Origin of the sequence: Plantactinospora sp. BB1 (genome assembly GCF_003030385.1) — a bacterium.
Taxonomy (GTDB): Bacteria; Actinomycetota; Actinomycetes; order Mycobacteriales; family Micromonosporaceae; genus Plantactinospora.
The window spans coordinates 2,073,952-2,098,647 of sequence record NZ_CP028159.1 but is presented as its reverse complement, the minus strand read 5'-3'; the positions used below and the strand labels follow the sequence as shown (position 1 = coordinate 2,098,647).

The window sequence follows — 24,696 nt, the reverse complement described above, 5'->3', positions numbered from 1 at the left end:
CCGGGGACGGTTCCGCGGTGATCAGGGCAGTTGGCCGCGTTCGACCAGCCGGGCGAACCGCTTCAGCGCCTGGGTGAGGCCGAACTTGGAGCCGGGCCAGAGCACCGGCCAGGCCATCCGGCCGGTCGGGCCGCCGGGCAGGTGGAACCACTCGTGCCAGACCACCTGGGTCCGGTCCTCGGCCATCTGGGTGCAGCGCAGCACCCCGGGACCGCGCAACAGGCGCCCGCAGTGCACCACCCGTACCTCGTACGGCGGGTCCAGCCGGACCACCCGCATCTCGTCCCGGAGTACCGCCGGTCCGACCGTGGTGACCGCCTCCACCAGGCTGCCCTCGCCGCCGTCCCCCTCGACCAGGCGGACCCGGGTGAACGGGATCCAGTCGCCCTGTCGTTCCCAGGCGGTCAGCGCGGCGAAGACCCGGGGCGCGGGGGCCGCCACGATGACCGTCGCGGTGACCTCCCCGGAGCCGGGTTCGGCCGCCGCCCGGAGCCCCTCGGTGCCGTCCGGATCGGCAGCGCCCGCATCGGCGGCACTCACGCCCGCTCCGGCTGCTCCGCCGGCCCGGCCGTCCCCTCCGTCCGCACCGGCCGCTCGATCCGGCTGGTCGGCGTCCCGTCCGCCGCCCCGTCGGCCTCGACGGCGGCGTCGGCCCGGGCCGGCCGGGTCCGCTGGTCGTCGTCCGCCTCCCCGTTGCCGGGAGCGGCTCCGTCCCTGCTGCTCGGAACGACCTCGTCCCTGCTGGTCGGAACGACCTCGTCCCTGCTGGTCGGGACGGCTCCGTCCCTGCCGCCCAGAGCGGCCTCGTCGCCGCTGCCCGGCTCGGTCGGTCCGGCGTCACCGGCCGGTCGGGTCGGTGCGGTGGCCTCGGTCAGGTCGCCGTCCTCGGCCTCGATCACGGAGCCGCCCGCCCGGACCGGCCGGGTCGGCACCGGCTCGGCGTCGTCCGCCCGCTCCTCGGCCGCGGGCGGGGCTGCCGCCGTGGCGGGCTCGGGCCGGCTGGCGGAAGCGTCGAGGTCGTCCTGCTGGGGCCCGGACGGCGCGCTCTCGGCCGGGCCGGACCGCCCGCCGGAGCTGCCCGTACCGGTTCCGCCGTTCTCGATCGGGCCGCCGACCGACGGCACCGGCGACGAGCGGACCGCGCTCCCGCCGGTCGTCACCGAGGCCAGGGTACGGGCCGGGGAGCCGTCCAACCCGGCGTCCGGCGCGGCCGGGGCCGACCCGGCCGGTACGAGAGCCGCCTCCCGGGCCCGGCGGAGCACCTCGGCGTCCTCCAGCCGCCCCTCCCGCAGCGCGGTGACCTCCGCCTGGAGCACCCCGATCAGCTCGTCCTTGTAGCCGATGTCGTACGCGGTGCGGCGCAGTGCCTGGTCGACCTGGGCCATCCGGTAGCCCCGCAGTGCCAGGTCGAACCGGACCTGCCCGACGTCGGTCTCCAGCAGCGGCCGGTTGCCCGGCAGCGGCACCGCCCGTCCGTCCGGCTCGGCGGCGCCCAGCCCCGGATCGGAGCCGGTCACCAGCACCGTCACCCCGAAGACCACCGCCGCGACGGTCAGCGCCACGACCAAGAGGAGCAGAACCTGACCCATCCGCCGATGGTGGCATGGCGAGCCGGGCCGGGCGACCCCGCCACCCCGGTCATTCTTCGACACACGTGAAACCCTGCCCCCCGGTGGGCCGGACAGCGGTCTCCGACGTGCCGCCGCCCCCGGCTGCCGGCCCCGACCGACGCGGCCGCCCGCACGGGTACCCCGACCCGCCGCCGACTAGCGTGATCAGCGCCGAGACGGTGGAGGAGGAGTGGATGGCGGACGCGCTTCGACTGGGGCGGCGCACGTTCGGGCCCGGAGACCTCGCCGTGATGGCGATCGTGAACCGGACTCCGGACTCGTTCTTCGACCGGGGCGTCACCTTCGCCGCGGACAGCGCGCTGCGGGCGGTGGAGCGGGCGGTGACCGAGGGCGCCGAGATCGTCGACATCGGCGGGGTGAAGGCCGGGCCCGGTGCCGAGGTGGATGTGACCGAGGAGATCCGTCGTACCGTCGGCACCATCGCCGCTGTCCGGGCCGCCTTCCCGGAGGTGGTGCTCTCGATCGACACCTGGCGGGCCGAGGTGGCCGTCGAGGCGGTCGCCGCCGGGGCGGACCTGCTCAACGACACCTGGTCCGGTGCCGACCCGGCGCTCGCCGCGGTGGCCGCCGCGACCGGGGTGGGGCTGGTCTGCTCGCACGCGGGCGGGTTGACCCCGCGTACCCGGCCGCACCGGGCGGCCTTCCCCGACCTGCTGGCCGACGTGCTGGACACGGTCACCGGGCTCGCCGAGCGGGCGGTCCGGCTCGGGGTACGCCGGGACGGCATCCTGATCGACCCGGCGCACGACTTCGGCAAGAACACCCGGCACTCGCTGGAGATCACCCGCCGGCTGGCCGAGCTCACCGGAACCGGCTGGCCGGTGCTGGTGGCCCTGTCTAACAAGGACTTCGTCGGGGAGACCCTCGACCTGCCGGTGGACCAGCGGCTGGAGGGTACCCTCGCGGCCACCGCCGTCTCGGCCTGGCTGGGCGCCCGGGTGTTCCGGGCCCATCAGGTACGCCCGACCCGGCGGCTGCTGGACATGGTCGCCTCGATCCGCGGCGACCGCCCACCAGCGGTCTCCCGGCGCGGGCTGGCCTGAGCCCCACCCCGGTCGGAGCTGGCGGCCGGCTCTCGTCAGGCCCGGCCCACGCGGTCCGGCGTCCGGATCACTGGGTCCAGCGGAGGATGTTCTTCCGCCAGGCGTAGAGGATGCCGAGGGCGAGCACGGCGACGAAGACCGCCATCTCGATCACCGTGACGAGGCCGAACCCGGGCCGGTCGAAGACCACCGCCCAGGGGAAGAGGAAGACCGCCTCGACGGCGAAGAGCACGTAGAGGTAGGCGTAGACGTAGTAGCGGATCTGCATCTGTGCCCAGTCGCTGCCGACCGGATCCAGCCCGCACTCGTAGCTGGTCCGCTTGCCGGGCGGGTCGGCGGGGCGGGCCGGCCGGAGCACCCGATTGGCGGTGAACGCGCCGACGAAGACCAGTACGCTGGCGAGCAGCAGCAGTCCCAGCGTCGCGTACGACCCCAGGTATCCGGTCATGTGCGGCAGCCTACCGCCCGATGTCGGGTTTCTGCCCTGCGGAATTCGACGTCCGAACTTCGGTGATCTGGATAACGACACCGCTTTCCGGGTGGGGCGAAACCATGCCAATGCCACCATTACCGCGTCCCATGTGACGGACCTTGGGCAAGGATCACCTAACCACCGACGTAGGCTCTGGAGTGAAGGACTGGAGCGGGCCCGGCCCTCACCACCGCCAACCCGCCACCGGCGCTCAAGGAGGACATGTGGCCGAGCAAGGCGAGGTCACCCCTGAGCTCGGCCCGTCCGACCGGGCCGAGCGAAGCGAGGTGCAGCAGTGAGCAAGCAGGTCCAGCAACTGGATCGGGTGGTCATCCGGTTTGCGGGCGACTCCGGCGACGGCATGCAGCTCACCGGCGACCGATTCACCTCGGAAACCGCGCAACTGGGCAACGACATCTCGACGTTACCGAACTTCCCGGCGGAGATCCGCGCCCCCGCCGGCACCCTGCCCGGGGTGTCGAGCTTCCAGGTGCACTTCGCGGACTACGACATCCTGACCCCGGGCGACGCCCCCAACGTCCTGGTCGCGATGAACCCGGCCGCGCTGAAGGCCAACCTGGCCGACCTGCCGCGCGGGGCCGACATCATCGTCAACACCGACGAGTTCACCCGGCGCAACCTGGCCAAGGTGGGCTACCAGGCGAGCCCGCTCGACGACGGCTCGCTGGACGGCTACGTGCTGCACCCGGTGGCGCTGACCTCGATGACCGTCGGCGCGCTGGCCGAGCACGACGTCTCGAAGAAGGACGCCGAGCGGGCCAAGAACATGTTCGCGCTCGGCCTGCTCTCCTGGATGTACTCCCGGCCGTACGAGTCGACGATCCGGTTCCTGGAGCGGAAGTTCGCGGCCCGGCCGGAGCTGGTCGCGGCGAACACGGCGGCCTTCAAGGCCGGCTGGAACTTCGGCGAGACGACCGAGGACTTCGCGGTCCGTTACGAGGTCAAGCCGGCGAAGATGAACCCGGGGACCTACCGGAACATCACCGGCAACGCGGCCCTCTCGCTGGGGCTGGTCGCCGCCGGGGTCCGCTCCGGGCTGCCGGTCTTCCTCGGGGCGTACCCGATCACCCCGGCCTCGGACATCCTGCACGAGCTGAGCAAGCACAAGCGGTTCGGCGTGACCACGATGCAGGCCGAGGACGAGATCGCGGCGATCGGGGCGGCGCTCGGCGCGTCGTACGGCGGTGCGCTCGGCGTCACCACCACCTCCGGTCCGGGTGTCGCGCTGAAGGGCGAGACGATCTCCCTGGCGGTGGCCCTGGAGTTGCCGCTGGTCATCGTCGACGTGCAGCGGGCCGGCCCGTCCACCGGGATGCCGACCAAGACCGAGCAGGCCGACCTGAACATGGCGCTCTTCGGCCGGCACGGCGAGGCGCCGGTCGCGGTGGTCGCCCCACGCTCGCCGTCCGACTGCTTCTTTGCCGCGCTGGAGGCGGCCCGGATCGCGCTGACCCACCGCACGCCGGTGATCCTGCTCTCGGACAACTACGTGGCGAACGGCTCCGAGCCGTGGCTGCTGCCGGACGTCGAGTCGCTGCCGGACCTGCGGGTCGAGTTCGCCACCGAGCCGAACGGCGAGGACGGCAAGAGCTTCCTGCCCTACCTGCGCGACCCGGCGACCCTGGCCCGGCCGTGGGCGATCCCCGGCACGCCGGGGCTGGAGCACCGGATCGGCGGCCTGGAGAAGGCCGACAAGACCGGTGACATCTCGTACGACCCGGCGAACCACGACTTCATGGTGCGGACCAGGGCGGCCCGGATCGAGGCGATCAGGGTGCCGGACGTCGAGGTGGAGGATCCGGACTCGGACGCCCGGGTGCTGGTGCTCGGCTGGGGCTCGACGTACGGCCCGATCGGCGCGGCCTGCCGTGGCCTGCGTCAGCGCGGCCTGCCGGTGGCCCAGGCGCACCTGCGGCACCTGGCGCCGCTGCCGGCCAACCTCGGCGAGGTGCTGGCCCGCTACGAGCGGGTGGTGATCCCGGAGATGAACCTCGGCCAGCTCGCCCACGTGATCCGGGCCCGCTACCTGGTCGACGCGATCGGATACAACCAGGTCCGGGGGCTGCCGTTCACCGCCACCGAGCTGGAGACCATGCTGGAAGAGGTCGTTAAGAATGCCTGAGCCCGTCGCCCTCAAGCTCACCACCAAGGACTTCAAGTCCGACCAGGAGGTGCGCTGGTGCCCCGGCTGCGGTGACTACGCGATCCTGGCCGCGGTCCAGTCGTTCATGCCGGAGTTGCAGATCCCCCGGGAGCGGATCGTCTTCGTCTCCGGCATCGGCTGCTCGTCGCGCTTCCCGTACTACATGAACACGTACGGGATGCACTCGATCCACGGTCGGGCCCCGGCGATCGCCACCGGGCTCTCGGTCTCCCGGCCGGACCTGTCGGTCTGGGTGGTCACCGGTGACGGCGACGCGCTGTCGATCGGCGGCAACCACCTGATCCACGCGCTGCGGCGGAACGTCAACCTCAAGATCCTGCTCTTCAACAACCGGATCTACGGGCTGACCAAGGGGCAATACTCGCCCACCTCCGAGGTCGGCAAGATCACCAAGTCGACGCCGGTCGGCTCGGCGGACGCCCCGTTCAACCCGCTCTCGCTGGCCCTCGGTGCCGAGGCGACCTTCGTGGCCCGGACCATCGACTCGGACCGCAAGCACCTCCAGTCGGTGCTGCGGGCCGCCGCCGAGCACGAGGGCTCGGCGTTCGTGGAGATCTACCAGAACTGCAACATCTTCAACGACGGCGCCTTCGACGAGCTGAAGGAGCCGGCCACCCGGGACGACTACCTGATCCGGCTGGAGCACGGCCAGCCGATCACCTTCGGCTCGGCGGGCCAGTTCTGCGTCGTCCACCCGCCGGGTGGCTTCGGCCTGGAGGTCCGGGAGACCGCCTCGGTACCGGCGGACGAGATCGTGGTGCACGACGCCACGGTGACCGAGCCGGCGTACGCCTTCGCGCTCTCCCGGCTGCCGGGCTTCGCCCTGCGCAACACTCCGATCGGGATCTTCCGCAACGTCGACCGGCCGAGCTACGACGGTGTGGTGCAGGGGCAGCTCGAAGCGGCCCGGGCGAAGAGCACGGGTACCCCGGAGGAGCAGCTCGCCGGCCTGCTGAACAGCGGCGACACCTGGACGATCCTCTGACTCGTCCGACGTCCACGGCCCGTCGACCGGTGAGCACCGGCCGGCGGGCCTGAGTCGTCAGAACCGACGACGGGTGGGTCTGAGCCGCCGTCAGCGGTTCTGGTCGGCGACCGGGGCGCTGCCGCTGCTGGACCGGTCGTCGCGGACGTAGACCAGCATGTCGCCGGTCTCGATGGCGGTGGCGGCCTGGTCGGAGAGCGAGACCACCTTGCCCCGCCGGACCAGCGCGATGACCAGCGCCTCCAGCCGGCGCGGCGAGACACCGACCTCGTCCCGGGTGGCCGAGCGCATCGCCAGCGCCATGCCCTGGCCGGGGGTGAGCAGGTCCTCGACGACGTCGATCAGCGGCGGGGCCGAGGTGGAGACGCCGAGCAGCCGGCCGGCGGTCGCCGACGAGACGATGACGTGGTGCGCCCCGCTCTGCCGCAGCAGCGGGGCGTTCTCCGCCTCGCGGGCGGCGGCGATGATCCGGACCTGGCCGGCGGTGAGCTGCCGTACGGTCAGCGTGACCAGTACGGAGACCTCGTCGCTGTCGGTCGCGATGATCACGGACTTCGCGTGTCGTACGTGCGCCTCGTTCAGCGTCGCCGACCGGGTGGCGTTGCCCTCGATCACCACCAGGCCGGCCGAGGTGGCCTGCCGGACGGCTGCCGGATTGCGTTCGACGACGAGGATCCGTTGCTTGTCGAAGCCGGTTTCGAGCAGTGCGGAGATCGCGCTACGGCCCTTGGTGCCGTAGCCGCAGATGATGACGTGGTCCTTCACTTGTCTCCTCCACCGCGTCAAGCGGAGGTTGGTGCGGTACTGCTCGGTCAGGACTTCCAGGGTGGTGCCGACCAGGATGATCAGGAAGAGCACCCGGGCCGGGGTGATCACCAGGACGTTGATCAGCCGGGCGCCCTCGGTCACCGGCGTGATGTCGCCGTATCCCGTGGTGGAGAGGGAGACCACCGCGTAGTAGAAGGAGTCGAGGAGGGTGACCCCGTCCTCGTTGACGTCACGGTAACCGTCGCGGTCCACGTAGACCACCGCGACGATCAGCAGCACGAGGCCGATCGCGGCGGCGAGCCGCTGGCCCAGCGCCCGCAGTGGCCCCCGGCGGATGGCCGGAAAGTGGATCATCGTCCACCCCGCCTCATCGCCGCCCCCGCACGCACGCCCACAACATAGCCGGGATCATCGCACCGGGCTGGCCGGCTGCCCGGATCGGGGCCGGCAAGCCGGGTTGTGGCCGGCCGTCCCGCCATGCATCGAGCTGAAATTTTGGTTAGATACGTTGCGCTGGGTGCCTCCGAATTAGCACGCTGTGACGTCAGATGCGGTCATTCGCCCACCGAACCCCGCGCCCCGCCGCTCCCCCCGTCGCCTGGAGGTGCCGTGACCACGCTGCCCGCAGTTCCCGACCTGGCCGCCGGGACGGTGCTCCAGCTTCGCCAGGAGGACTGGCGGTACGGCGGCCACCCGCTCCGGCTCCGGGTCGAGCAGGTCCGGCACGACATCTCACACTATTACCAGGACGAGTGGGTCTGGATCGTCGGCGAGCGGCTCGACCGCGACGGCAGGGCGCAGGGTCGGATCGAGGCGCTGGTCAGGGTCGCCGCCCTCGGAGAGCGCGGCTGAACCGAGCACGGACCGTACGGCGGAGCGTCCATGGTCGATCGACGGCTTGCGCCCGGCACCGCCGGTGTGAAAATTTCCTTCCAGCGGCATGAGTGTGTCGGTATAAACCGCCGACGGGTGCCGCCGTGCCCCTCCCCTCCCCCGGGGGAGCCCAACGAAGGGACGCACCGGATGAAGCCATATCGGCTCGTGGCCGCCGGGCTGGCCGCAGCGCTGCTCGGTTCGCTCGCCGCCGCCCCGCCCGCGAACGCCACACCCACGAACGCCACACCCGCGAACGCCACACCCGCGACCGTCGTCACCGACCGCGCCGGCTGCGCGAGCGATCCCGCCACCCCGAAACGCCAGTTCCGGGCGATGTGGATCGCGAGCGTCGTCAACATCGACTGGCCGACCAGGGCGTCGTACACCGCGCCGGACCGGATCGCCGCACAGCAGGCCGAGTACACCGGCTGGCTCGACCTGGCCGAGCGACTGAACCACAACGCGGTGGTCGTGCAGGTCCGACCGACCGCCGACGCGTTCTGGCCCTCGCCGCACGAGCCGTGGTCGGAGTACCTGACCGGGGTGCGCGGCCAGGACCCCGGCTGGGACCCGCTGGCGTACCTGGTCGCCGAGTCGCACAAGCGGAACCTGGAGTTCCACGCCTGGTTCAACCCGTACCGGATCTCGATGCCGGACGGCGCCGGCGCCGACCTCGACAAGCTCGCCCCGGGCCACCCGGTCCGGCAGAACCCGGACTGGGCGGTCGCCTACCCGGTCAACGCGGCCGGCTCCCGGCTCTACTACAACCCGGGCATCCCGGAGGTACGCCAGTTCGTCCAGACCGCCATGCTCGACGCGGTCAAGCGGTACGACATCGACGGCGTGCACTTCGACGACTACTTCTACCCCTACCCGGCGGCCGGGCAGGACTTCGCCGACCAGGCCACCTTCGAGGAGTACGGTGCCGGCTTCGCCAGCAAGGCGGACTGGCGGCGGCACAACATCGACCTGCTGGTCCAGGAGATGGGTCAGCGGATCAAGGCGACCAAGCCGTGGGTGAAGTTCGGGGTCAGCCCGTTCGGCATCTGGCGAAACGCCTCGGCCGACCCGCTCGGCTCGCAGACCAACGGCACCCAGTCCTACGACGCCAACTTCGCCGACACCCGCAAGTGGGTCAAGGAGGAGTGGATCGACTACATCGTGCCGCAGGTCTACTGGAACATCGGCTTCGCGGTGGCCGACTACGCCAAGCTGGTGCCCTGGTGGTCGGAGGTGGTCGCCGGGACCCGGGTGCAGCTCTACATCGGGCAGGCCGACTACAAGATCGCCGATCCGGCGCAGCCGGCGCCCTGGCAGGACCCGGCCGAGATGTCGAGGCACCTCACCTTCAACCGCGACCATCCGCAGGTCGCCGGCAACATCCACTTCAGCGCGGTGCAGGTCCGGGCCAACCGGCTCGGCGCCACCGACATCTACGCGGCCGAGCACTACTCCCGGCCGGCGCTGATCCCGCCCATGCCGCACCTGGCCGCCAAGCCGCTGATGTTCCCGGTGCTGACCGGCGCCTCGCGGAAGGCGGGGGGCGTGCAACTGCGCTGGCGGCAGCCGGCGGACGGGCTCGGCCCGTTCGGCCGAGCCACCTCGTACGCGATCTACCGGTTCGACGGGATCGACCTCCCCGGCTCCTGCGGCTTCGCCGACGCCGGCAACCTGGTCGGCACCGTCCGGGCCGACGGCTCGGGCGTGCAGTCCTGGCTGGACGAGACCGCCGAGCCGGGACGGCGGTACAGCTACTACGTGACCGCGCTGGACCGGCTGGCCAACGAGAGCCAGCCCAGCCCGCCGTGGTTCGTACTCCGCTGAGCGGATCGGGCCGGCACTGACAGGCGAATGCTCCGGGGTACGGCACCTCGGAGCATTCGCCTGTTCTGGCGCCTGTCAACGAAAATAAAGGTCGGGTAGAGATCGGCGGGCGACGATGCCCCGAGACTGTCACCACATAGATCACCTACCGGTGACAGCTTCGCCCCGCCCGGGTCTCCCACGAGGGGGCCCTTCTATCCGGAGGTACGCGCCTTGTCCCGTCGCCTGCTCACGACCCTTGCCGCCGGTGCGTTCGCCGTACTGGCGCTGCTCGGGTACGCCTCGCCCGCCGCCGCCGCGGTGACCCCCGAACAGAAGCTCGCCGTGCTGTCGAGCTGGACCCAGACCAGCGCCAGCAGCTACAACGCCTGGAACTCGGCCCGCACCAACCAGGCCGCCTGGGCCGAGTACGCCTTCAACTGGAGCACCGACTACTGCTCCTCCAGCCCGGACAACCCGCTCGGGTTCAACTTCGAACTCTCCTGCTACCGGCACGACTTCGGCTACCGCAACCACAAGGCCGTCGGCCAGTTCGACCCGAACAAGGCCCGGCTGGACAGCGCGTTCTACGAGGACCTGCGTCGGGTCTGCGCGACGTACAACGCCTTCGTCCGCCCGGCCTGCTACAGCCTGGCCTGGACGTACTACCAGGCGGTACGCGCGTTCGGCTCCGTGATCATCAGCCAGTCCGACCTGGACAGGGCGGCGAAGCTCAAGGCCGACGGCGAGCGCCGGGCGGCCGCGGCCGCGGCCGCGGCCCGCTGACCTCCGCGTCCCCGCCGCACAGCTCGGCCCACTGAGCCGGTCGGGACCGGCGCCGATTGCCGTCGGCGCCGGTCCCGATGCCGTCCCGGGCCGGTTGCCGTCGGCGCCGGTCCCGACCCGGTTGTCCGGCGGAGCGGCTCAGATGGAGCGCCGGGCCAACGGTCGTCGACGCGCCCGGCCCGGCGACTGGGCCGTCCGGCGCACGTTGTCGGGCTGCCCCGACGGCGTGCCCGGCTCCGATGCCCGGGCACCGGCGACCCCGGCGGACGCCGACGGCCCGGCGCGGTTGGCCAGGCTGCCGACCGGCCGCGCCCAGCTGAGCCGCTGGTTCGTCGGCCGGACCCGGGCCGGTGGTGGCGGCGGGTCGGCGGTCACGGCCGGCCGGGCCGGTGGCATCGGCGGCCCGGCGGACCGTACCGCGCCCACCGTGCCGGGACAGCGCCACCGGTGGCCGCACCGGCAGTACCGCCAGAGTCGGCGCCAGTCCCGGCGATGTCGTTCGCGTTTACTGCGTAACCAGCTCATCTCGCGACCCCCTCCGCGTTCGCTGTGCAGGCGGGGACCGCTCGTGCGGTGCCGGCTCCGAGCGGTCCCCGCGCGGGTACCGCTCTCCCCCCAGGAAACGACCCCGGAGCGGTCCCGTCGGTGACAGTCTGGTGTAGAGGCAAATACTGTGGACGACGATCCGGAACCTTTGCGCAGTTGGGCCGCGGCGAACGCGTAGTGCTGAGTGGGCCGCGTAGATACCGACACATTTCGAGTGGAGGGTGCGTAATGGGCGCGGCGGTGGACCTGCTGGTCGAGGAGTTGATCGAGGCGCGGACGTCCCGGGCGATGACCCAGGAGGAGTGGGCACGTACCGTCAAGTTCTCTCCGACGCACGTCAGCTCGGTGGAGACGCGGCACCGGCCACCGACCGGCGAGTACGTGGCGGCGGTGGACCGGGCGTTCCAGACCGGGGGCGCGTACACCCGGCTCCTGGTCCGGCTCGCCAGTTTCGACAGCGCGCCGATCTGGCTGCGGGACTGGATCGAGATCGAGCGGGAGGCGACACTGTTGCGCTGGTTCGAGCCGGCGTACGTGCCCGGGTTGTTGCAGACCGAGGCGTACGCCCGGGCGACCCTGGCCGGCGGCCGGTTCACCGCCGAGGAGATCGACCGGCACGTCGCCTCCCGGCTGGCCCGGCAGGCGATCCTCAACCGGGACGTCCCGCCGCAGCTCATCGCGGTGATCGACGAGGCGGTACTGCGCCGGCCGGCCCCCGGGCACCCCGGGCTGATGCGCGAGCAGGTCGAACGGATCGTCGCGCTCGCCGAACTGGACCACGTCCAGGTGCAGGTCGTGCCGGCGAGCACCGGGATCTACCTCGGACTGGCCGGGCAGTTCATCGTCGCGGAGATGCCGGACGACAGCCGGGTCGGATACGCCGACAATCAGCTCAAGGCACAGATCGTGGATCAACCGGGTGAAATTGTTAGACTCGTGCGAATGTGGGAAGTCGTGCGCAACTATGCCCTTCCCCTCAAACAGTCACTCGAATTGATCAAGGAAGTGTCAAAGATATGGACCTAACTCGGGCGCTGTGGCACAAGTCGACCCGGTCCGGTGGCAACGGTGGTGCGTGCGTCGAGGTGGCGGACAATCTGTCGGAGGTGGTCGCCGTCCGGGACAGCAAGGATCCGACCGGTCCGGTCCTGGCGTTCCGCCCCGAGTCCTGGCGGATATTCGTCGATCTCGCCAAGGCCCGCTGACCGCAGCACCGCTCCGATGCTCCCGCACCCGCCCGGGTACGGGAGCATCGCCGTCTTCGCCACCCGCCCCCGGCTGCCCGACCTCGGCAGGGCCGGCCGGTGCGGTGCCGGTGCGCCCGCTTCAGCGCTCGGCCTCCCGGGGCGAGTCGACACTCTCCCGGGGCCGTGGCCGCTGCGCCGGGGTCTCCACGTGGGAGAACCGGATCGAGCCGGCCGCCAGGTCGGGATGGTCGACCTCCAGGGCCACCGCCGCCGCCTCCTCAAGGGTCAGTTCGGCCCCGGCCGCGTACGCGGTGTCGAAGGCCGCGTCCCCCATCACGTTCCGCAGCGCGGTCTGCTCCTGGAGCCAGTACGCCCCGAAGGTGCCGGGGGTGCAGCGCATCGCCGAGCGGGTGAGCTGGGCCGCGCCGAAGAGCCGCGCCGCCGACCTCGGGTCCCCGCCACCGGCACAGCGCACCGCGATCGCGTTGACCGTGTCGCACGCCCTGGCCAGATAGCCGTAGCTCATCCGGGACCGCAGCGCGACGACCAGGTGGTCGTGCGCGGCGACGAGATCACCCCGGGCCAGCGCCACCATCCCGAGCAGCATGTCGACGGAGCGCTTGCCGCGCTCGGTCGGCCGGCTCGCCTCCACCGGCCGGGCCGCGCCGAGCAGCTCGGCCGCCTCGTCCAGGGCACCCCGACGCCAGAGCAGCTCCGCCAGGCTGTAGACGGCGAGCAGCGCCTCACCGGCCACACCCTCCGTCTCGGCCTCGGCGATCACCTCCCGGCACACCCGCTCGGCCTCGGCGAACTGTCCCATGTCGATCAGCGGCGCGGCCCGGCCGGCGAGTACCCGGATCAGCAGGCCCGCGTCGCCGGCCTGCCGGGCGGCCGACTCGGCCCGCTGCGAGAAGCGCAGCTCCTCGGCGAACTCACCGTCCGCGCCGGCATGCTGCGAGTGCATGTGGTACGCCGCCGCCAGCTCCGCCTCGGGAATCTGCTCGCCGGTCTCGGCGATCCGGCCGTAGAGCCGGAACAGCCAGAGCCGCCCCTCCCGGGCCAGCCCCCGCTCCCGCCACCACTCGTCCAGCCCGCTGGCGAGTTGCAGCCCCTGCCGAGCGCTGCCGCCGGTGACCGTCCAGCGCAGCGCGGCCCGCAGCTCGTCGGCGAGCGGGTCGAGCGCGTAGAGCGAGAGGGTGACCGGCCGGTCGTCCGGACCCAGGTAGGCCCGCTGCAAGGCGTGCAGCGACCAGGCCACGTGCCGGTCCCGGGCGGTCTGCTCCTCCCCCGCGTCGACCAGCCGACGCGCCGCGTACGCCCGGATCGGGTCGAGCATCCGGTAGGTGCTGCCGGAGACGTTCGGCTCGGCCTGGATCATCGACTTGTCCACCAGCACCGAGAGCGGGTCGAGCGGATCGTCGTTGAGCAGCCACTCGACGGTGGCCAGGTCGACCGGGCCGGAGAAGACCGCCAGCCAGCGCAGCAGCCGGGCCGCCCGGGGACCGAGCGTCCGGTACGACCAGGTGACCGTGGCCTGCATCGTCACGTGCCGCTGGGTGGCCGAACGCTGCACCGCGCGGGCGCCGACGGGTGGCGCCACCCCCCGGGCCGCCGCCGCCAGGTCCACGGTGTCCTGCTGGTTCGCCGACCAGCTCCGGGCCGCCGCCGGGGCGGGTTCCACGTCGTCCCGGCCCGCGTCCAGGGCACCGAGTACGTCGTCCAGCCGCTCGGCGAGCTGGCTGGCGGAGAGTACCCGCAGCCGGGCGGCGGCCAGCTCGATCGCCAGCGGCAGCCCGTCCAGCCGGGTCACCACCCGTTGCAGGTCGGCCGACTCGGCCGGCCCGGACCGGCGCCCGCCCCGGGCCGCCGCCGTCCGGTCGAGCAGCAGGGTCACCGCCTCGCTCGGACCGCCGCCCGGTGCCGGGTCGACGGAGAGCGGTGGGATGCGCCAGATCACCTCGCCGGGCAGCCCCAGCGACTCCCGGCTGGTGGCGAGCACGCGTACGCCGCTGCCGCCGGCGAGCAGTCGCGAGATCACCTCGGCGCAGGCGGCCGGCTGGGCGTCGCAGGTGTCGAGCACGACCAGCATCCGCCGGGACGCGGCGAACTCGACAAGCGTCTCCAGCATCGGCCGGCCCGGCTCCGGCCGCAGCCCGAGGACCGCGGCGACCGCGAAGGCGACCAGCCCGGGATCGGTCACGGTGGCGATGTCGACGAACCAGACCCCGTCCGGGTACGACTCGACCACGCCGCCGGCCAGCTCGACCGCCAGCCGGGTCTTGCCGGCCCCACCGGCGCCGACCACCGTCACCAGCCGGTGGGAGTCGATGAGCTGGTCCAACTCCTCCCGCTCGGCCTGCCGGCCGACGAACGAGGTGACCTGGGTCGGCAGGTTGTGCGGGATCGCGTCGGCCGTACGCGGCCGGGGGAACTGGCGCTCCAGCCCGGGGGCGACGAGCTGGAAGAGCCGCTCCCGGTCGTCGAAACCGCGCAGCCGGTGCAGACCGAGGTCGAGCAGGGAGGCACCCGGCGGCAGCGGTGCGGCGTGCTTGGCGGTCGCACCGGAGCAGAGCACCTGACCACCGTGCGCGGCGGCGGCGATCCGGGCGGCCCGGTGCACCTCGGCACTGGCGTACTCCCCGTCGCGCGGCTCGGCGTGCCCGGTGTGCAGTCCCATCCGGACCCGTGGGGTGGCCTCCGGCGTCGGCCACTCGTGGTTGTTCAGCGCGCGCTGCGCGGCCAGCGAGGCGTCCAGCGCGGACGAGGCGTCGGCGAACGCGACGAAGAACGAGTCGCCCTCGGTGAAGAGTTCGGTCCCGTCACTGGCGGCCAGGGTCGCGCGCAGCAGGCGCCGGTGCTCGCTCAGCACCGGCCGGTAGCCCGGCCCGAGCATCTGGGCCAGCCGCGTGGAGCCCTCGATGTCGGTGAACATGAATGTCACCAACCCGCTCGGCAGGTGGATCCGTGCTGACATGCCTGGAACCTCCCGCCCCCTGGAAGTCGCGTTCATGCTGCCGCATATTTACGGGTTGGCCCATCGTAGAAACGGACGGCGCGACCCCGTACCAAGGTGCTAACCGGGGACTGTGCCACGAAACCGACATCACGGTCGCGAACTGTCCTCACTGTCCGGAACGGGAGGGGGCCAGGTCCGGACAGCCGGGCTACGGCCTCAGCAGCCGCAACTCCCGCCGCAGCAGCCGCCGCCGCTGGGGGCCATCGGCGCCGGGGCGGAACCGCCCGCGCCGCGACCGGTGAAGGCGACCGTCGACAGTAGCTTGACCGTGTCGTCGTGCCCGCGAGGGCAGGACGCCGGAGCCGAGGCCTCGGCCATCGGCCGGTTCATCTCGAAGGTGTCACCGCAGGCGCGGCAACGGAACTCGTACCGGGGCATACCAACAGCGTACGGCCAGACCTGACGTTCGACGGTGGATGGGTAATATTCGACGGGTGGCGGAGCGCGAGGAGACTTCTACGACTCGACCACTGCGACCCGCGGCGCCGGTCTTCGACGGGCCGCTGGCCAGTTCGGGTGCCGCCCCGGATCCGGACTTCGATCCACCATCGGTCGCCGTGCCGCGCCCGCGCGCCGAGGCCGAACCCGTCCCGCCCGCCGAGCCGAAGCCGACCGCCGAAACCGAGCCGACGCCGCCCGCCGAGGCCGAGCGGGCCGCCGAGACGGAGCCGAAGGCGACCACCGAGCCGAAGCCGACTGCCGAGGCCGAGCCGAAGCCGACCGAGCCGGAGCCGACCGCCGAGGCCGAGCCGCAGCCCGCCGCCGAGGCGAAGCCCGACGCCACCGCGACCAGCGCGACGGCGGCGAGCACCGCCGGCACGACCACGGCGGCGGCCACTCCGCCCACCCCGGCGGGCAAGCCGGGCGAGACGGTCATCGACCTCGACGTACCCGTGACCGCGCCGGCCGGGCGGAACCGGCGGATCCGGGTCCGGTTCGCGCACGCGGTCTCCCGCTGGCCGTCCCCCGGGGCGGTACGCGCCTGGTCCAAGCGGCCGAGTGGCCGGCTCACCCTGCCGGCGCTGCTGCTCTTCGCCCTGGTGGCCACGACCGGCGCCGCGGGAGCGTTCCTGATCCCGGCCACCGCGCGGCAGGCCCGGCCGGTCGACACGGGTGCCGCCACGAGCCTGCCACCGCCCTCGCCGACCGTACCCGGGTTCCCCGTCGACCCCGGCGGGCTGCCCTCGGGGCTGCCGAGCCCACCGGCTTTCGGCACGCCGAGCGTGCCGGCACCGCCCTGGAACGCGACCGGCGGGCGCCCCTCCGACGTACTCGCCGGCTGGGCCGGGCAGATCGGGCCCCGGGTCCAGATCTCCACGACCGCGCTCCAGGCGTACGGCTACGCCGAGCTGCGGGTCGGTCAGACGACGCCCGGCTGCCAGCTCCGCTGGACCACGCTGGCCGCGATCGGCCAGGTGGAATCCGCACACGGGCGGGCGAACGGGGCGGTCCTCGGCGCGAACGGGATCGCCGCGCCGGAGATCATCGGCCTGCCGCTGGACGGCAACGGCGGCCGGATGCGGATCATGGACACCGAGGACGGCCGGCTCGACCGGGACGCCACCTACGACCGCGCGGTCGGACCGATGCAGTTCATCCCGACCACCTGGGAGGAGATCGGGGCCGACGCCGACGGCGACGGGGTGGAGAACCCGCACAGCATCGACGACGCGGCTCTGGCGGCCGGTAACTATCTGTGCAAGGGAGGCCGCAACCTGTCGGTCGCCTCGGACTGGTGGAGCGCCATCCTTTCCTACAATGACGTGCGGCCATATGCCCAAGAGGTGTTCAACATGGCCAACAAGTACGGCACAGACAGTAGAACTTAGCGTAATGTCCTCGACACATTGACGAACTGGGCACTTTCGCCAGGCTGCGGTTGACGGCAAGCTAGACGGGTGATGGTGCGCGAGTGGGATCCCCGGACCGCCCCGGCCGCCGAGATCGAGTCCTTCCTGGACGCGCTCAACGCGGTTTTCGCGGCCGACCTACCGGAGGACCCCCTGTGGGAGAACGGCATGCTCCGGGAGTACCTCTGCGAGGTGATGCCCGGCGAACGCCGCATCTCCTGGATCGCCCAGGACGAGCCTTCGGCCGACGGGCAGCCGGGCCGCATCCTCGGGCACACCCACGTACTCCTGTTGGGTGACATCGGCGTGCTGGAGGTGATGGTGCACCCGGCGGCCCGGCGCAGCGGGCTCGGGCGCAAGCTGATCGCCACGGCCGCCCGGCGGACCTACCAGGAGGGCTTCCGGTCGATGGGCGTCGAGGTCATCGGCGACACGCCCGCGGTCGGGTTCTACGAGGCCCTCGGTTTCGTCCGGGAGTACGAGGAGGACCGCAGCGTGCTGCGGCTCGGCACGGTCGACTGGGTCGCGCTCGGCGAGATGGCCCAGGGAATCGGTCCCGGATACCGTCTGGAGTTCTGCCCCGGCGGGCCGCCGGACGAGTTGATCGAGGCGTACGCCATGGCGAAGGCCGAGACGCGCGACATTGACGACGGTGACCTGGATCTGCGCCCCAGTTCGCACGATCCGCAGCGCCTGCGGGACAGCCTGAACTGTCTGCACCGGCGCGGCATGAAGCCGTACATCGTGCTCGCGATCGAGGAGAAGACCGGCGTGGTCGCCGGACTCACCGAGGTCGTGGTGCCGGCCCAGCATCCGACCCGGGCCGACCAGTGGGACACCATCGTCGGCCAGGAACACCAGGGCTACGGCATCGACCGGGCGATGAAGGCCCGGATGCTCTTCGAGCTGCGTTCGGTCGAGCCGAAGCTCTCCGAGGTGCAGACCTGGAACGCCCGGACCAACGAGGCGATGCGGGCCGTCAACGCCGACCTCGGATTCCAGGCCGACCGGGAGTGGTACGAGTACGGCGTCGACGTGGCCGAGCTGGTGCACCGGCTGGACGCCGGCAGCTGAGGAGCGCGGCGGGGCGGGCCGGGGTCGGCCGGTCCGCCGACCCCCGGTCGGTCAGTAGCGGTCGCGGAGCATCCGGGCCGCCTCGACGGCCCAGTAGGTGAGGATGATCTGGGCACCCGCCCGGCGGATCGAGGTCAGCGTCTCCAGTACCGCCCGGTCCCGGTCGATCCAGCCGTTGGCCGCGGCGGCCTCGACCATCGCGTACTCGCCGGAGATCTGGTAGGCGGCGACCGGCACGTCCACCTCGGCCCGGACCGCGGCGAGCACGTCGAGGTAGGGCAGGGCCGGCTTCACCATCACCAGGTCGGCGCCCTCGGCGACGTCGAGGCGTACCTCCCGGAGCGACTCGCGCAGGTTGGCCGGGTCCTGCTGGTAGGTGCGGCGGTCGCCCTGCAACGACGACTCCACCGCGTCCCGGAACGGGCCGTAGAACGAGGAGGAGTACTTCACCGCGTACGCCAGGATGCTCGTGTCGGTGTGCCCGGCGGCGTCCAGCGCGCGCCGGATCACCCCGACCTGGCCGTCCATCATCCCGGACGGCCCGACCACGTGCGCGCCGGCCTCGGCCTGCGCCACCCCCAGCTCGGCGTACGCGGCGAGGGTGGCGTCGTTGTCGACGCTGCCGTCCGGGGCGAGCAGCCCGCAGTGCCCGTGCGAGGTGAACTCGTCCAGGCAGAGGTCGCTCATCACCACCGTGGCGTCGCCGACCTCGGCGATCACGTCCCGGATCGCCACGTTGAGGATGCCGTCCGGGTCGATGCCGCCGGAACCGGTCTCGTCCTTCTCCGCCGGGATCCCGAAGAGCATGATCCCGCCGACGCCCGCGTGCACCGCCTCGGCCGCCGCCTTGCGCAGCGACTCCCGGGAGTGCTGCACGACGCCCGGCATCGAGGCGATCGGCCTCGGCTCGGCCAGCCCCTCCTTGACGAACATCGGCAGCACCAGCTCCGCCGGGGCGAGCCGGGTCTCCTCGACCAGCCGGCGCATCGCCGGGGACCGCCGCAACCGGCGCGGACGGATCTCTGGGTACGACATGACCACTCCTCACGACCGACCGGCCGACACTCGACCCGGCGTCTGCCGGGCCGCCCGGGCCGCCGACGGCCCTAGGACCGATGGTGCCTGAAAGACCTAGCGGGCTTCACATCCGATGGTGCTACAGAAATCCGACAGAGATTACCGGAACCGCAGCGCCGTCGGGCCCTGGACCTTGGAACCCCGGCGCTGCTTGGCCGGCATCGCGGCCAGCTTCTCCCGCAGCTCCACCGCGTACGACGCCAGCGCCTCCACCAGGTCCGGCACCGAGGCGTGCGCCGGCTGGGCGTCCACCCGCAGGCCGAACTCGGTGGCGGTCTCCGCCGTCTTCGGGCCGATCACCGCGACCACGGTCCGGGCGTGCGGCTTGCCGGCGATGCCGACCAGGTTGCGCACGGTGGAAGAAGAGGTGAAGAGCACCGCGTCGAAGCCGCCCGACTTGATCGCGTCGCGGATCTCGGCCGGCGGCGGGGCCGCCCGCACCGTCCGGTACGCGGTCACGTCGTCGACCTCCCAGCCGCGCTCGGTCAGCCCGGCCGCCAGCGTCTCGGTGGCGATGTCGGCACGGGGCAGCAGTACCCGGCCGACCGGGTCGAGGATCTCGTCGTGCGGCGAGAACTCGGCGAGCAGCCCCTCCGAGGACTGCTCCCCGGACGGGATCAGCTCCGGCTGGATGCCGAACGCGCGTACCGCCTCGGCGGTCGGCTCACCGATGCAGGCGATCTTGACGCCGCCGAAGTGCCGGGCGTCGAGACCGTGCTCGGCGAACTTCTCCCAGACCGCCCGGACCGCGTTCACCGAGGTGAAGATCACCCAGGCGTACCTGCCGTCGACCAGGCCCTTGACCGCCCGCTCCATTTGGGCCGGGGTACGCGGCGGCTCGACCGCGATGGTCGGCACCTCGCACGGGATGGCGCCGTACTCACGCAGTCGGGCGCTCATCACCCCGGCCTGCTCCTTGGTGCGCGGGACGAGCACCTTCCAGCCGTACAGCGGGCGGTTCTCCCACCAGCTCAGCTTGTCCCGGTGCGGTACACCGGCGCCGAGGGTGAGCACGACCCGGCCGGTGAAGCCGAGCGCGGCGGCGACGAAGCTGTCCACCGTCGAGGTGGTGGTGTACTGCGTCTCCCCGGTGCCGTCCCCGGTCACCGCGACCGCGGTGGAGCCGTCCACCCCGACCGCGAGCAGCCCGTCCCGGACCGCGGCGAGGTCACCGGCGTCCACCGCCAGCGCGAGCGAGCCTCGGTTGACCGCCGCCGCGAGCGCCTCGAAGTCCATCGCCGTGACGTCGTCGACGTCGGCGGCGGTGCGTACCCCGTGCAGCGGTACCCCGGCGTAGGTGGCCACCCCCTCGGCCTGGCCGACCCCCGGCACCACCTCGAAGTGCACGGCGGTACGCGCCACCGCCTGCACCTCCTTGACCACCGAGTCGTGCCCGAACGGGTCACCGGCGACCAGGTGCACGGCGGAGAGGCCGGAGCGGGCGGCCGACAGCAGCACCTTGGCCACGTCGCCCGGCGCCCCCTCGGCGGGGGTGAACTGGGCGTCCTCCCTGGCCTCGGCCTTGACGGCCGTGAGCAGGGCCTCGGGCACGCTGCGGTCGTATACCACCTGGTCGGCGTCGACCAGGGCGTCGTGCGCCCGGCGGGTCAGCAGGCCGGGGTCGCCGGGTCCGGCCCCGACGAACGCGATGCGGCCTGCGGGCTTACGGGTGCCGATCATTCTGTAGCTCCAAAATGCTGGGTCCTCGCGCCGGATTCCTTGGGCGCCCCGAGGATCGAGTCGGCGCCGAGGTCGAGGAGTTCGGCGGCGAGTGCCTTTCCGATCTCCGTCGCCTCGGCGGGCGTACCGGTGCGGGACAGCCGGATGTCACGGGTGCCGTCCGGACTGATCACCGCCCCGCGCAGGTAGATCTCCTCGCCGTCGTCGCCCTCGGCGACTTCGGCGTACCCGGCGACCGGTGCACTGCACCCGGCCTCCAGGGTGGCCAGAAATGCCCGTTCCGCGGTGACCGCGGCCCGGGTTGGGGCGTGGTCGAGCGCACCGAGCAGCTCGACCAGTTCCGAGTCGTCGACCCGGCACTCGACCGCCAGCGCACCCTGGGCGGGGGCCGGCAACATCAGCATCGGGTCGAGGGTTTCGCTGATCTCTTCGGCCCGGCCCAGCCGGGCCAGTCCGGCCCGGGCCAGCACCACCGCGTCGAGATCCGCCTCGGCGCCGCGCACCCGGCCCACCCGGGTGTCCACGTTGCCGCGGATCGGCACCACCGTGAGCTGGAGCCCGAGCGCGTGCAGCTGGGCGATCCGGCGCAGCGCGCCGGTGCCGACGGTGGCGCCGGGTGGCAGCTCGGCGAGGGTACGCCCGTCCTTGGCGACCAGCGCGTCGCGCGGGTCCTCCCGGGGCGGTACCGCCGCGATGTGCAGCCCGGTCTCGACGGCGGTCGGCAGGTCCTTGTACGAGTGGACCGCGAAGTCGATCTCTCCGGCGAGCAGCGCGTCCCGCAGCGCCGAGACGAAGACCCCGACGCCCAGCCGGTGCACCGGGGCGTTGGACCGGTCGCCGGCCGTGACGACCTCGACCAGCTCCACCTGCCGGCCGGTTGCCGCCGTCACCGCCTCGGCCACCGTCCGGGACTGGGCGAGGGCGAGGGCGCTCCCCCGGGTACCGAGCCGCAGCGCGGTCATGCCGGCACCTCGATCCGCTCGGCGAGGTCGGCCCACCCCGGGTCACCGGTCCGGCCGGCGCCGGCCTGAACCTCGGTCATCGTTCTCCTCCGGATTGCTGTCGGGGCACCGGTGCACGCAGGGCCGGGCCGGCGTCCAGGTCGGCCTGCCCGCCGACGGCCGGCAGGTCGCCGAGACCGGGCAGGCCGGCGAGACCGGTCAACCGGTTGCCGGCCGGTACCCCGGCCAGCTCGGCGGCGGCCAGTTCCGGCACGGTGTCCGCCTGTGAGGTGACCGGCACCTCTAGGTCGAAGAGTTCCCGGAGCAGGGCGGCGTACTGGTCGCCGCCGGGCTCGGCGGCGAGTTGCCGGACCCGTACCGTCGGCGAGTGCAGCAGCCGCTGCACCACCCGGTGCACCGTGTGGCTCACGTCGGCGCGCTGGTCGTCGGTGAGGTCCGGCCGGCGCTGGGCGAGCCGGCGCAGCTCGGCGGTGACCACCTCGTCGGCCCGGGCCCGCAGCGCGGCCACGGTCGGCGCGACGTCGGCACCGCGCAGCCAGGTGAGGAACGCCTCGACCTCGGAGCCGACGATCTGGGTGACGGCGGCGGTGTCGGCGGCGGCCGGGCCGATCGGCTGGGCCGCGGCGAGCCCGTCGATGTCGATCACCACCGTGCCGGGCAGCTCGGCGATCGCCGGCTCGATGTCCCGGGGTACGGCGAGGTCGAGCAGTACCAGCGGATCGGGGCGGTCGGCCGCGCGTTCCCGCAGCGCCCTGGCCACCGTCTCGCGGGTGAGGACCGGCTCGATCGACGCGGTGGCGGCGACTACTATGTCCACTGTGGAAAGGGCGGTCGGGAGTTCGGCGATCGGCACCGCCGAGGCACCGTACGCCTCGGCCAGCCGCAGCGCCCGGTCGTGGCCCCGGTTGCTGATCCCCACCGGGCCGGCGCCCAGCCGGGAGAGCGTGGCCACGGCCAGCGCGCCCATCGAGCCGGCCCCGACCACCAGCACCGGGCGACCCTCGACGCTGCCGCCGAAGTGGGTGGCGGCCAGGTCGAGCGCGGCGCTGACCACGCTCTGCCCGGCCCGGTCGATGTCGGTCTCGGCGTGCGCCCGCTTCCCCACCCGGAGGGCCTGCTGCATCAGCTCGTGCAGCAGCCGGCCGGGCGCCTCGGCCTCGCTCGCGGCATGGTAGGCGTCGCGGAGCTGGCCGAGGATCTGCGCCTCGCCGACCACCATCGAGTCCAGCCCGGCGGCGACCCGGAAGGCGTGCTCCACCGCCGCGCCGTCGTAGTGCACGTAGAGGTGGTTGGCCAGTTCGGCCGGGGCGGAGCCGGCGTGCCCGGCCAGTACGGTGCAGATGTCCCCCAGCCCGCCGTGGAAGCCGGTGACGGCGGCGTAGACCTCGACCCGGTTGCAGGTCGAGACGACGACCGCCTCGCCGACGTACGGCTGGGCGAGCAGCCGGGCGAGGATCTCCGGCAGCTCGGTGTTGGCCACGGCCAGCCGCTCCAGGATCGCGACCGGCGCGGTGCGGTGCGATGCACCGACGACGAGCAGGTTCATGAGCCGACCGCCTCCGCGTTCGTCGACCGGAGTGTCCCGGTGGGCGCTGCCTCGGTGGTGCCGGTGGCGGCGAGCCCGCCGGGCAGGGCCGTCAGCCCCGTCGTGGCGGTGCCGCCCAGGGTGGTGCCGTTCGCCGTGCCGAGCGCCGCGGCCGGACCGGTGCTCGCCGGCAACCCGGTCAGCGCCGCCTTGCGGTGCTCGTGGAAGGAGAGGATCTGCAGCTCGATGGCGAGGTCGACCTTGCGGACGTCGACGCCGTCCGGCACCGCCAGCACGCACGGGGCGAAGTTGAGGATGCTGGTCACCCCGGCCGCGACCAGTTGGTCGGCGACGCTCTGCGCGGCGGTGGCCGGGGTGGCGATCACACCGATCGCGATGCTCTCCTCGGCGGCCACCTGCGGCAGCTCGTCGATGTGCCGGACGACCAGCCCGTTGATCACCTCGCCGAGCCGGGCCGGGTCGGCGTCGAAGAGCGCCGCGATCCGGAAGCCACGGCCGGCGAAGCCCGCGTAGCCGGCAAGGGCGTGACCGAGATTACCCACACCGACCAGGGCCACCGCCCGGCACTGGGTGAGCCCGAGCACGAACTCGATCTGGTCGATCAACAGGGCGACGTCGTAGCCCACGCCCCGGGTGCCGTACGACCCGAGCTGTGAGAGGTCCTTGCGCAGCTTCGCCGAGTTGACCCCGGCCGCCGTCGCCAACTCCTCGCTGGAGACCGTGTCGTTGCCGGACTCGGCGAGATTGTGCAGGGCACGGAGGTATTCGGGGAGCCGGGCGACCGTCGCCTCAGGGAGATCCGGAAGCGCCGGCACCGCACCGGCGCGGCCGGGCGTGCCTACGGGGCGGTGCTGATTCATGCGACTCCGTGCCGTGCGATCTTCGACCAGCCGGACCGGCGGGTCGTTCCGGGGCACCCGCTGGCGACCGCTGTGACCGGCTGTGCTAGCAGGGCTCGTCGGAGTAACAGAGTAGGCGCTTGTGAAGACACGCACAAATCGCGATCTTGATAGACCGCGATAACGCCTCACCTGGGCCTCCACTTACAAGATCAGTTCGCGACCCAACCGGAGCCGTCACGGCGATTATTACCTAAGTCCGACTTATCTGACCAACTCGCCACTACCACGCCGGCCGATCGACCGGCTCTCTCGGCCGATCCAGCAATCACGATGCGCCGCGAATTTCCTGACGTCCACCATTACATTC

Annotated in this window: 20 protein-coding genes and 2 pseudogenes; 10 read left to right on the top strand and 12 right to left on the bottom strand. The window is 72.5% G+C overall.

Translation table 11 applies throughout. The features are described from left to right. Positions 1–21: 21 nt before the first annotated feature. Positions 22–540, bottom strand: a complete 519-nt coding sequence (locus C6W10_RS09000; RefSeq protein WP_107257676.1) for an SRPBCC family protein — start codon at positions 538–540, stop codon at positions 22–24. A gap of 647 nt (positions 541–1,187) precedes the next feature. Beyond that, positions 1,188–1,589: pseudogene (locus tag C6W10_RS08995) on the bottom strand (DivIVA domain-containing protein); the annotation flags it as partial. A 215-nt stretch (positions 1,590–1,804) separates the two neighbouring features. On the opposite strand from C6W10_RS08995, the gene folP reads away from it, so the two are divergent. Then, positions 1,805–2,674 (top strand): dihydropteroate synthase, encoded by an 870-nt coding sequence (gene folP, locus C6W10_RS08990; protein ID WP_107263777.1) that lies wholly within the window; start codon positions 1,805–1,807, stop codon positions 2,672–2,674. A gap of 67 nt (positions 2,675–2,741) precedes the next feature. Here folP and ndhC read toward each other — a convergent pair whose 3' ends face one another. Beyond that, positions 2,742–3,122, bottom strand: a complete 381-nt coding sequence (gene ndhC, locus C6W10_RS08985) for an NADH-quinone oxidoreductase subunit A (protein ID WP_107257675.1) — start codon at positions 3,120–3,122, stop codon at positions 2,742–2,744. Between the two features lie 385 nt (positions 3,123–3,507). Here ndhC and C6W10_RS08980 point away from each other — a divergent pair, with 385 nt between their 5' ends. Together C6W10_RS08980 and C6W10_RS08975 are read left to right on the top strand one after the other, a co-directional pair. Further along, positions 3,508–5,289 (top strand): 2-oxoacid:acceptor oxidoreductase subunit alpha, encoded by a 1,782-nt coding sequence (locus tag C6W10_RS08980; RefSeq protein ID WP_369938659.1) that lies wholly within the window; start codon positions 3,508–3,510, stop codon positions 5,287–5,289. Next, on the top strand, positions 5,282–6,316 hold the full coding sequence (locus tag C6W10_RS08975) for a 2-oxoacid:ferredoxin oxidoreductase subunit beta (protein WP_107257673.1): 1,035 nt from the start codon (positions 5,282–5,284) through the stop codon (positions 6,314–6,316). The genes C6W10_RS08980 and C6W10_RS08975 overlap by 8 nt, the downstream gene beginning before the upstream one ends. A gap of 90 nt (positions 6,317–6,406) precedes the next feature. On the opposite strand, the gene C6W10_RS08970 is transcribed toward C6W10_RS08975, so the two are convergent. Continuing rightward, on the bottom strand, positions 6,407–7,438 hold the full coding sequence (locus C6W10_RS08970) for a TrkA family potassium uptake protein (RefSeq protein WP_107257672.1): 1,032 nt from the start codon (positions 7,436–7,438) through the stop codon (positions 6,407–6,409). Positions 7,439–7,693: 255 nt separating this feature from the next. Here C6W10_RS08970 and C6W10_RS08965 point away from each other — a divergent pair, with 255 nt between their 5' ends. From C6W10_RS08965 to C6W10_RS08955, 3 genes are all read left to right on the top strand, one after another. Next, positions 7,694–7,936, top strand: a complete 243-nt coding sequence (locus tag C6W10_RS08965) for a hypothetical protein (RefSeq protein ID WP_107257671.1) — start codon at positions 7,694–7,696, stop codon at positions 7,934–7,936. A 171-nt stretch (positions 7,937–8,107) separates the two neighbouring features. Beyond that, positions 8,108–9,784, top strand: coding sequence for a glycoside hydrolase family 10 protein (locus C6W10_RS08960; RefSeq protein ID WP_107257670.1), 1,677 nt, complete (start codon positions 8,108–8,110; stop codon positions 9,782–9,784). 213 nt (positions 9,785–9,997) lie between these two features. Beyond that, positions 9,998–10,549, top strand: coding sequence for a phospholipase (locus C6W10_RS08955; protein ID WP_107257669.1), 552 nt, complete (start codon positions 9,998–10,000; stop codon positions 10,547–10,549). 138 nt (positions 10,550–10,687) lie between these two features. Here the strand turns inward: C6W10_RS08955 and C6W10_RS08950 are convergent, their stop codons facing one another. Beyond that, positions 10,688–10,945 carry a hypothetical protein gene (locus tag C6W10_RS08950; protein WP_159104524.1) on the bottom strand — a complete coding sequence of 86 codons (258 nt, stop codon included), beginning with the start codon at positions 10,943–10,945 and terminating at the stop codon, positions 10,688–10,690. A 378-nt stretch (positions 10,946–11,323) separates the two neighbouring features. On the opposite strand from C6W10_RS08950, the gene C6W10_RS08945 reads away from it, so the two are divergent. Then, positions 11,324–12,121 (top strand): helix-turn-helix transcriptional regulator, encoded by a 798-nt coding sequence (locus tag C6W10_RS08945; RefSeq protein WP_107257667.1) that lies wholly within the window; start codon positions 11,324–11,326, stop codon positions 12,119–12,121. Further along, positions 12,112–12,300: a DUF397 domain-containing protein gene (locus C6W10_RS08940; RefSeq protein ID WP_107257666.1), complete on the top strand. Its 189-nt coding sequence runs from the start codon at positions 12,112–12,114 to the stop codon at positions 12,298–12,300. Before C6W10_RS08945 ends, C6W10_RS08940 begins: the two co-directional genes overlap by 10 nt. A 121-nt stretch (positions 12,301–12,421) precedes the next feature. Here C6W10_RS08940 and C6W10_RS08935 read toward each other — a convergent pair whose 3' ends face one another. Then, a complete protein-coding gene (locus C6W10_RS08935; RefSeq protein WP_107257665.1) occupies positions 12,422–15,256 on the bottom strand; it encodes an adenylate/guanylate cyclase domain-containing protein in 2,835 nt (944 codons plus the stop codon). A 198-nt stretch (positions 15,257–15,454) separates the two neighbouring features. After that, positions 15,455–15,676: a zinc ribbon domain-containing protein gene (locus tag C6W10_RS08930; protein WP_107257664.1), complete on the bottom strand. Its 222-nt coding sequence runs from the start codon at positions 15,674–15,676 to the stop codon at positions 15,455–15,457. Positions 15,677–15,714: 38 nt separating this feature from the next. Here C6W10_RS08930 and C6W10_RS08925 point away from each other — a divergent pair, with 38 nt between their 5' ends. Both C6W10_RS08925 and C6W10_RS08920 read left to right on the top strand, forming a co-directional pair. Beyond that, the gene (locus tag C6W10_RS08925; protein ID WP_107257663.1) at positions 15,715–17,127 is read left to right on the top strand and encodes a lytic murein transglycosylase; all 1,413 of its coding nucleotides are present in this window, start codon (positions 15,715–15,717) and stop codon (positions 17,125–17,127) included. A 72-nt stretch (positions 17,128–17,199) separates the two neighbouring features. Then, positions 17,200–18,222: a GNAT family N-acetyltransferase gene (locus C6W10_RS08920; protein WP_107257662.1), complete on the top strand. Its 1,023-nt coding sequence runs from the start codon at positions 17,200–17,202 to the stop codon at positions 18,220–18,222. A gap of 51 nt (positions 18,223–18,273) precedes the next feature. Here the strand turns inward: C6W10_RS08920 and hemB are convergent, their stop codons facing one another. The 5 genes and pseudogenes from hemB to C6W10_RS08895 form a co-directional block, all read right to left on the bottom strand. Further along, positions 18,274–19,257: a porphobilinogen synthase gene (hemB, locus tag C6W10_RS08915; protein ID WP_107257661.1), complete on the bottom strand. Its 984-nt coding sequence runs from the start codon at positions 19,255–19,257 to the stop codon at positions 18,274–18,276. A 141-nt stretch (positions 19,258–19,398) separates the two neighbouring features. Further along, positions 19,399–20,979, bottom strand: coding sequence for a uroporphyrinogen-III synthase (locus C6W10_RS08910; protein ID WP_107257660.1), 1,581 nt, complete (start codon positions 20,977–20,979; stop codon positions 19,399–19,401). Next, entirely contained in the window at positions 20,976–21,941 is a 966-nt protein-coding gene (gene hemC, locus C6W10_RS08905; RefSeq protein ID WP_107257659.1) for a hydroxymethylbilane synthase, read from the bottom strand. Before hemC ends, C6W10_RS08910 begins: the two co-directional genes overlap by 4 nt. 226 nt (positions 21,942–22,167) lie before the next feature. Beyond that, positions 22,168–23,487: pseudogene (locus C6W10_RS08900) on the bottom strand (glutamyl-tRNA reductase); the annotation flags it as partial. Then, positions 23,484–24,347, bottom strand: a complete 864-nt coding sequence (locus C6W10_RS08895; RefSeq protein WP_107257657.1) for a redox-sensing transcriptional repressor Rex — start codon at positions 24,345–24,347, stop codon at positions 23,484–23,486. The gene C6W10_RS08895 and the pseudogene C6W10_RS08900, both read right to left, overlap by 4 nt. Positions 24,348–24,696: the final 349 nt, after the last annotated feature.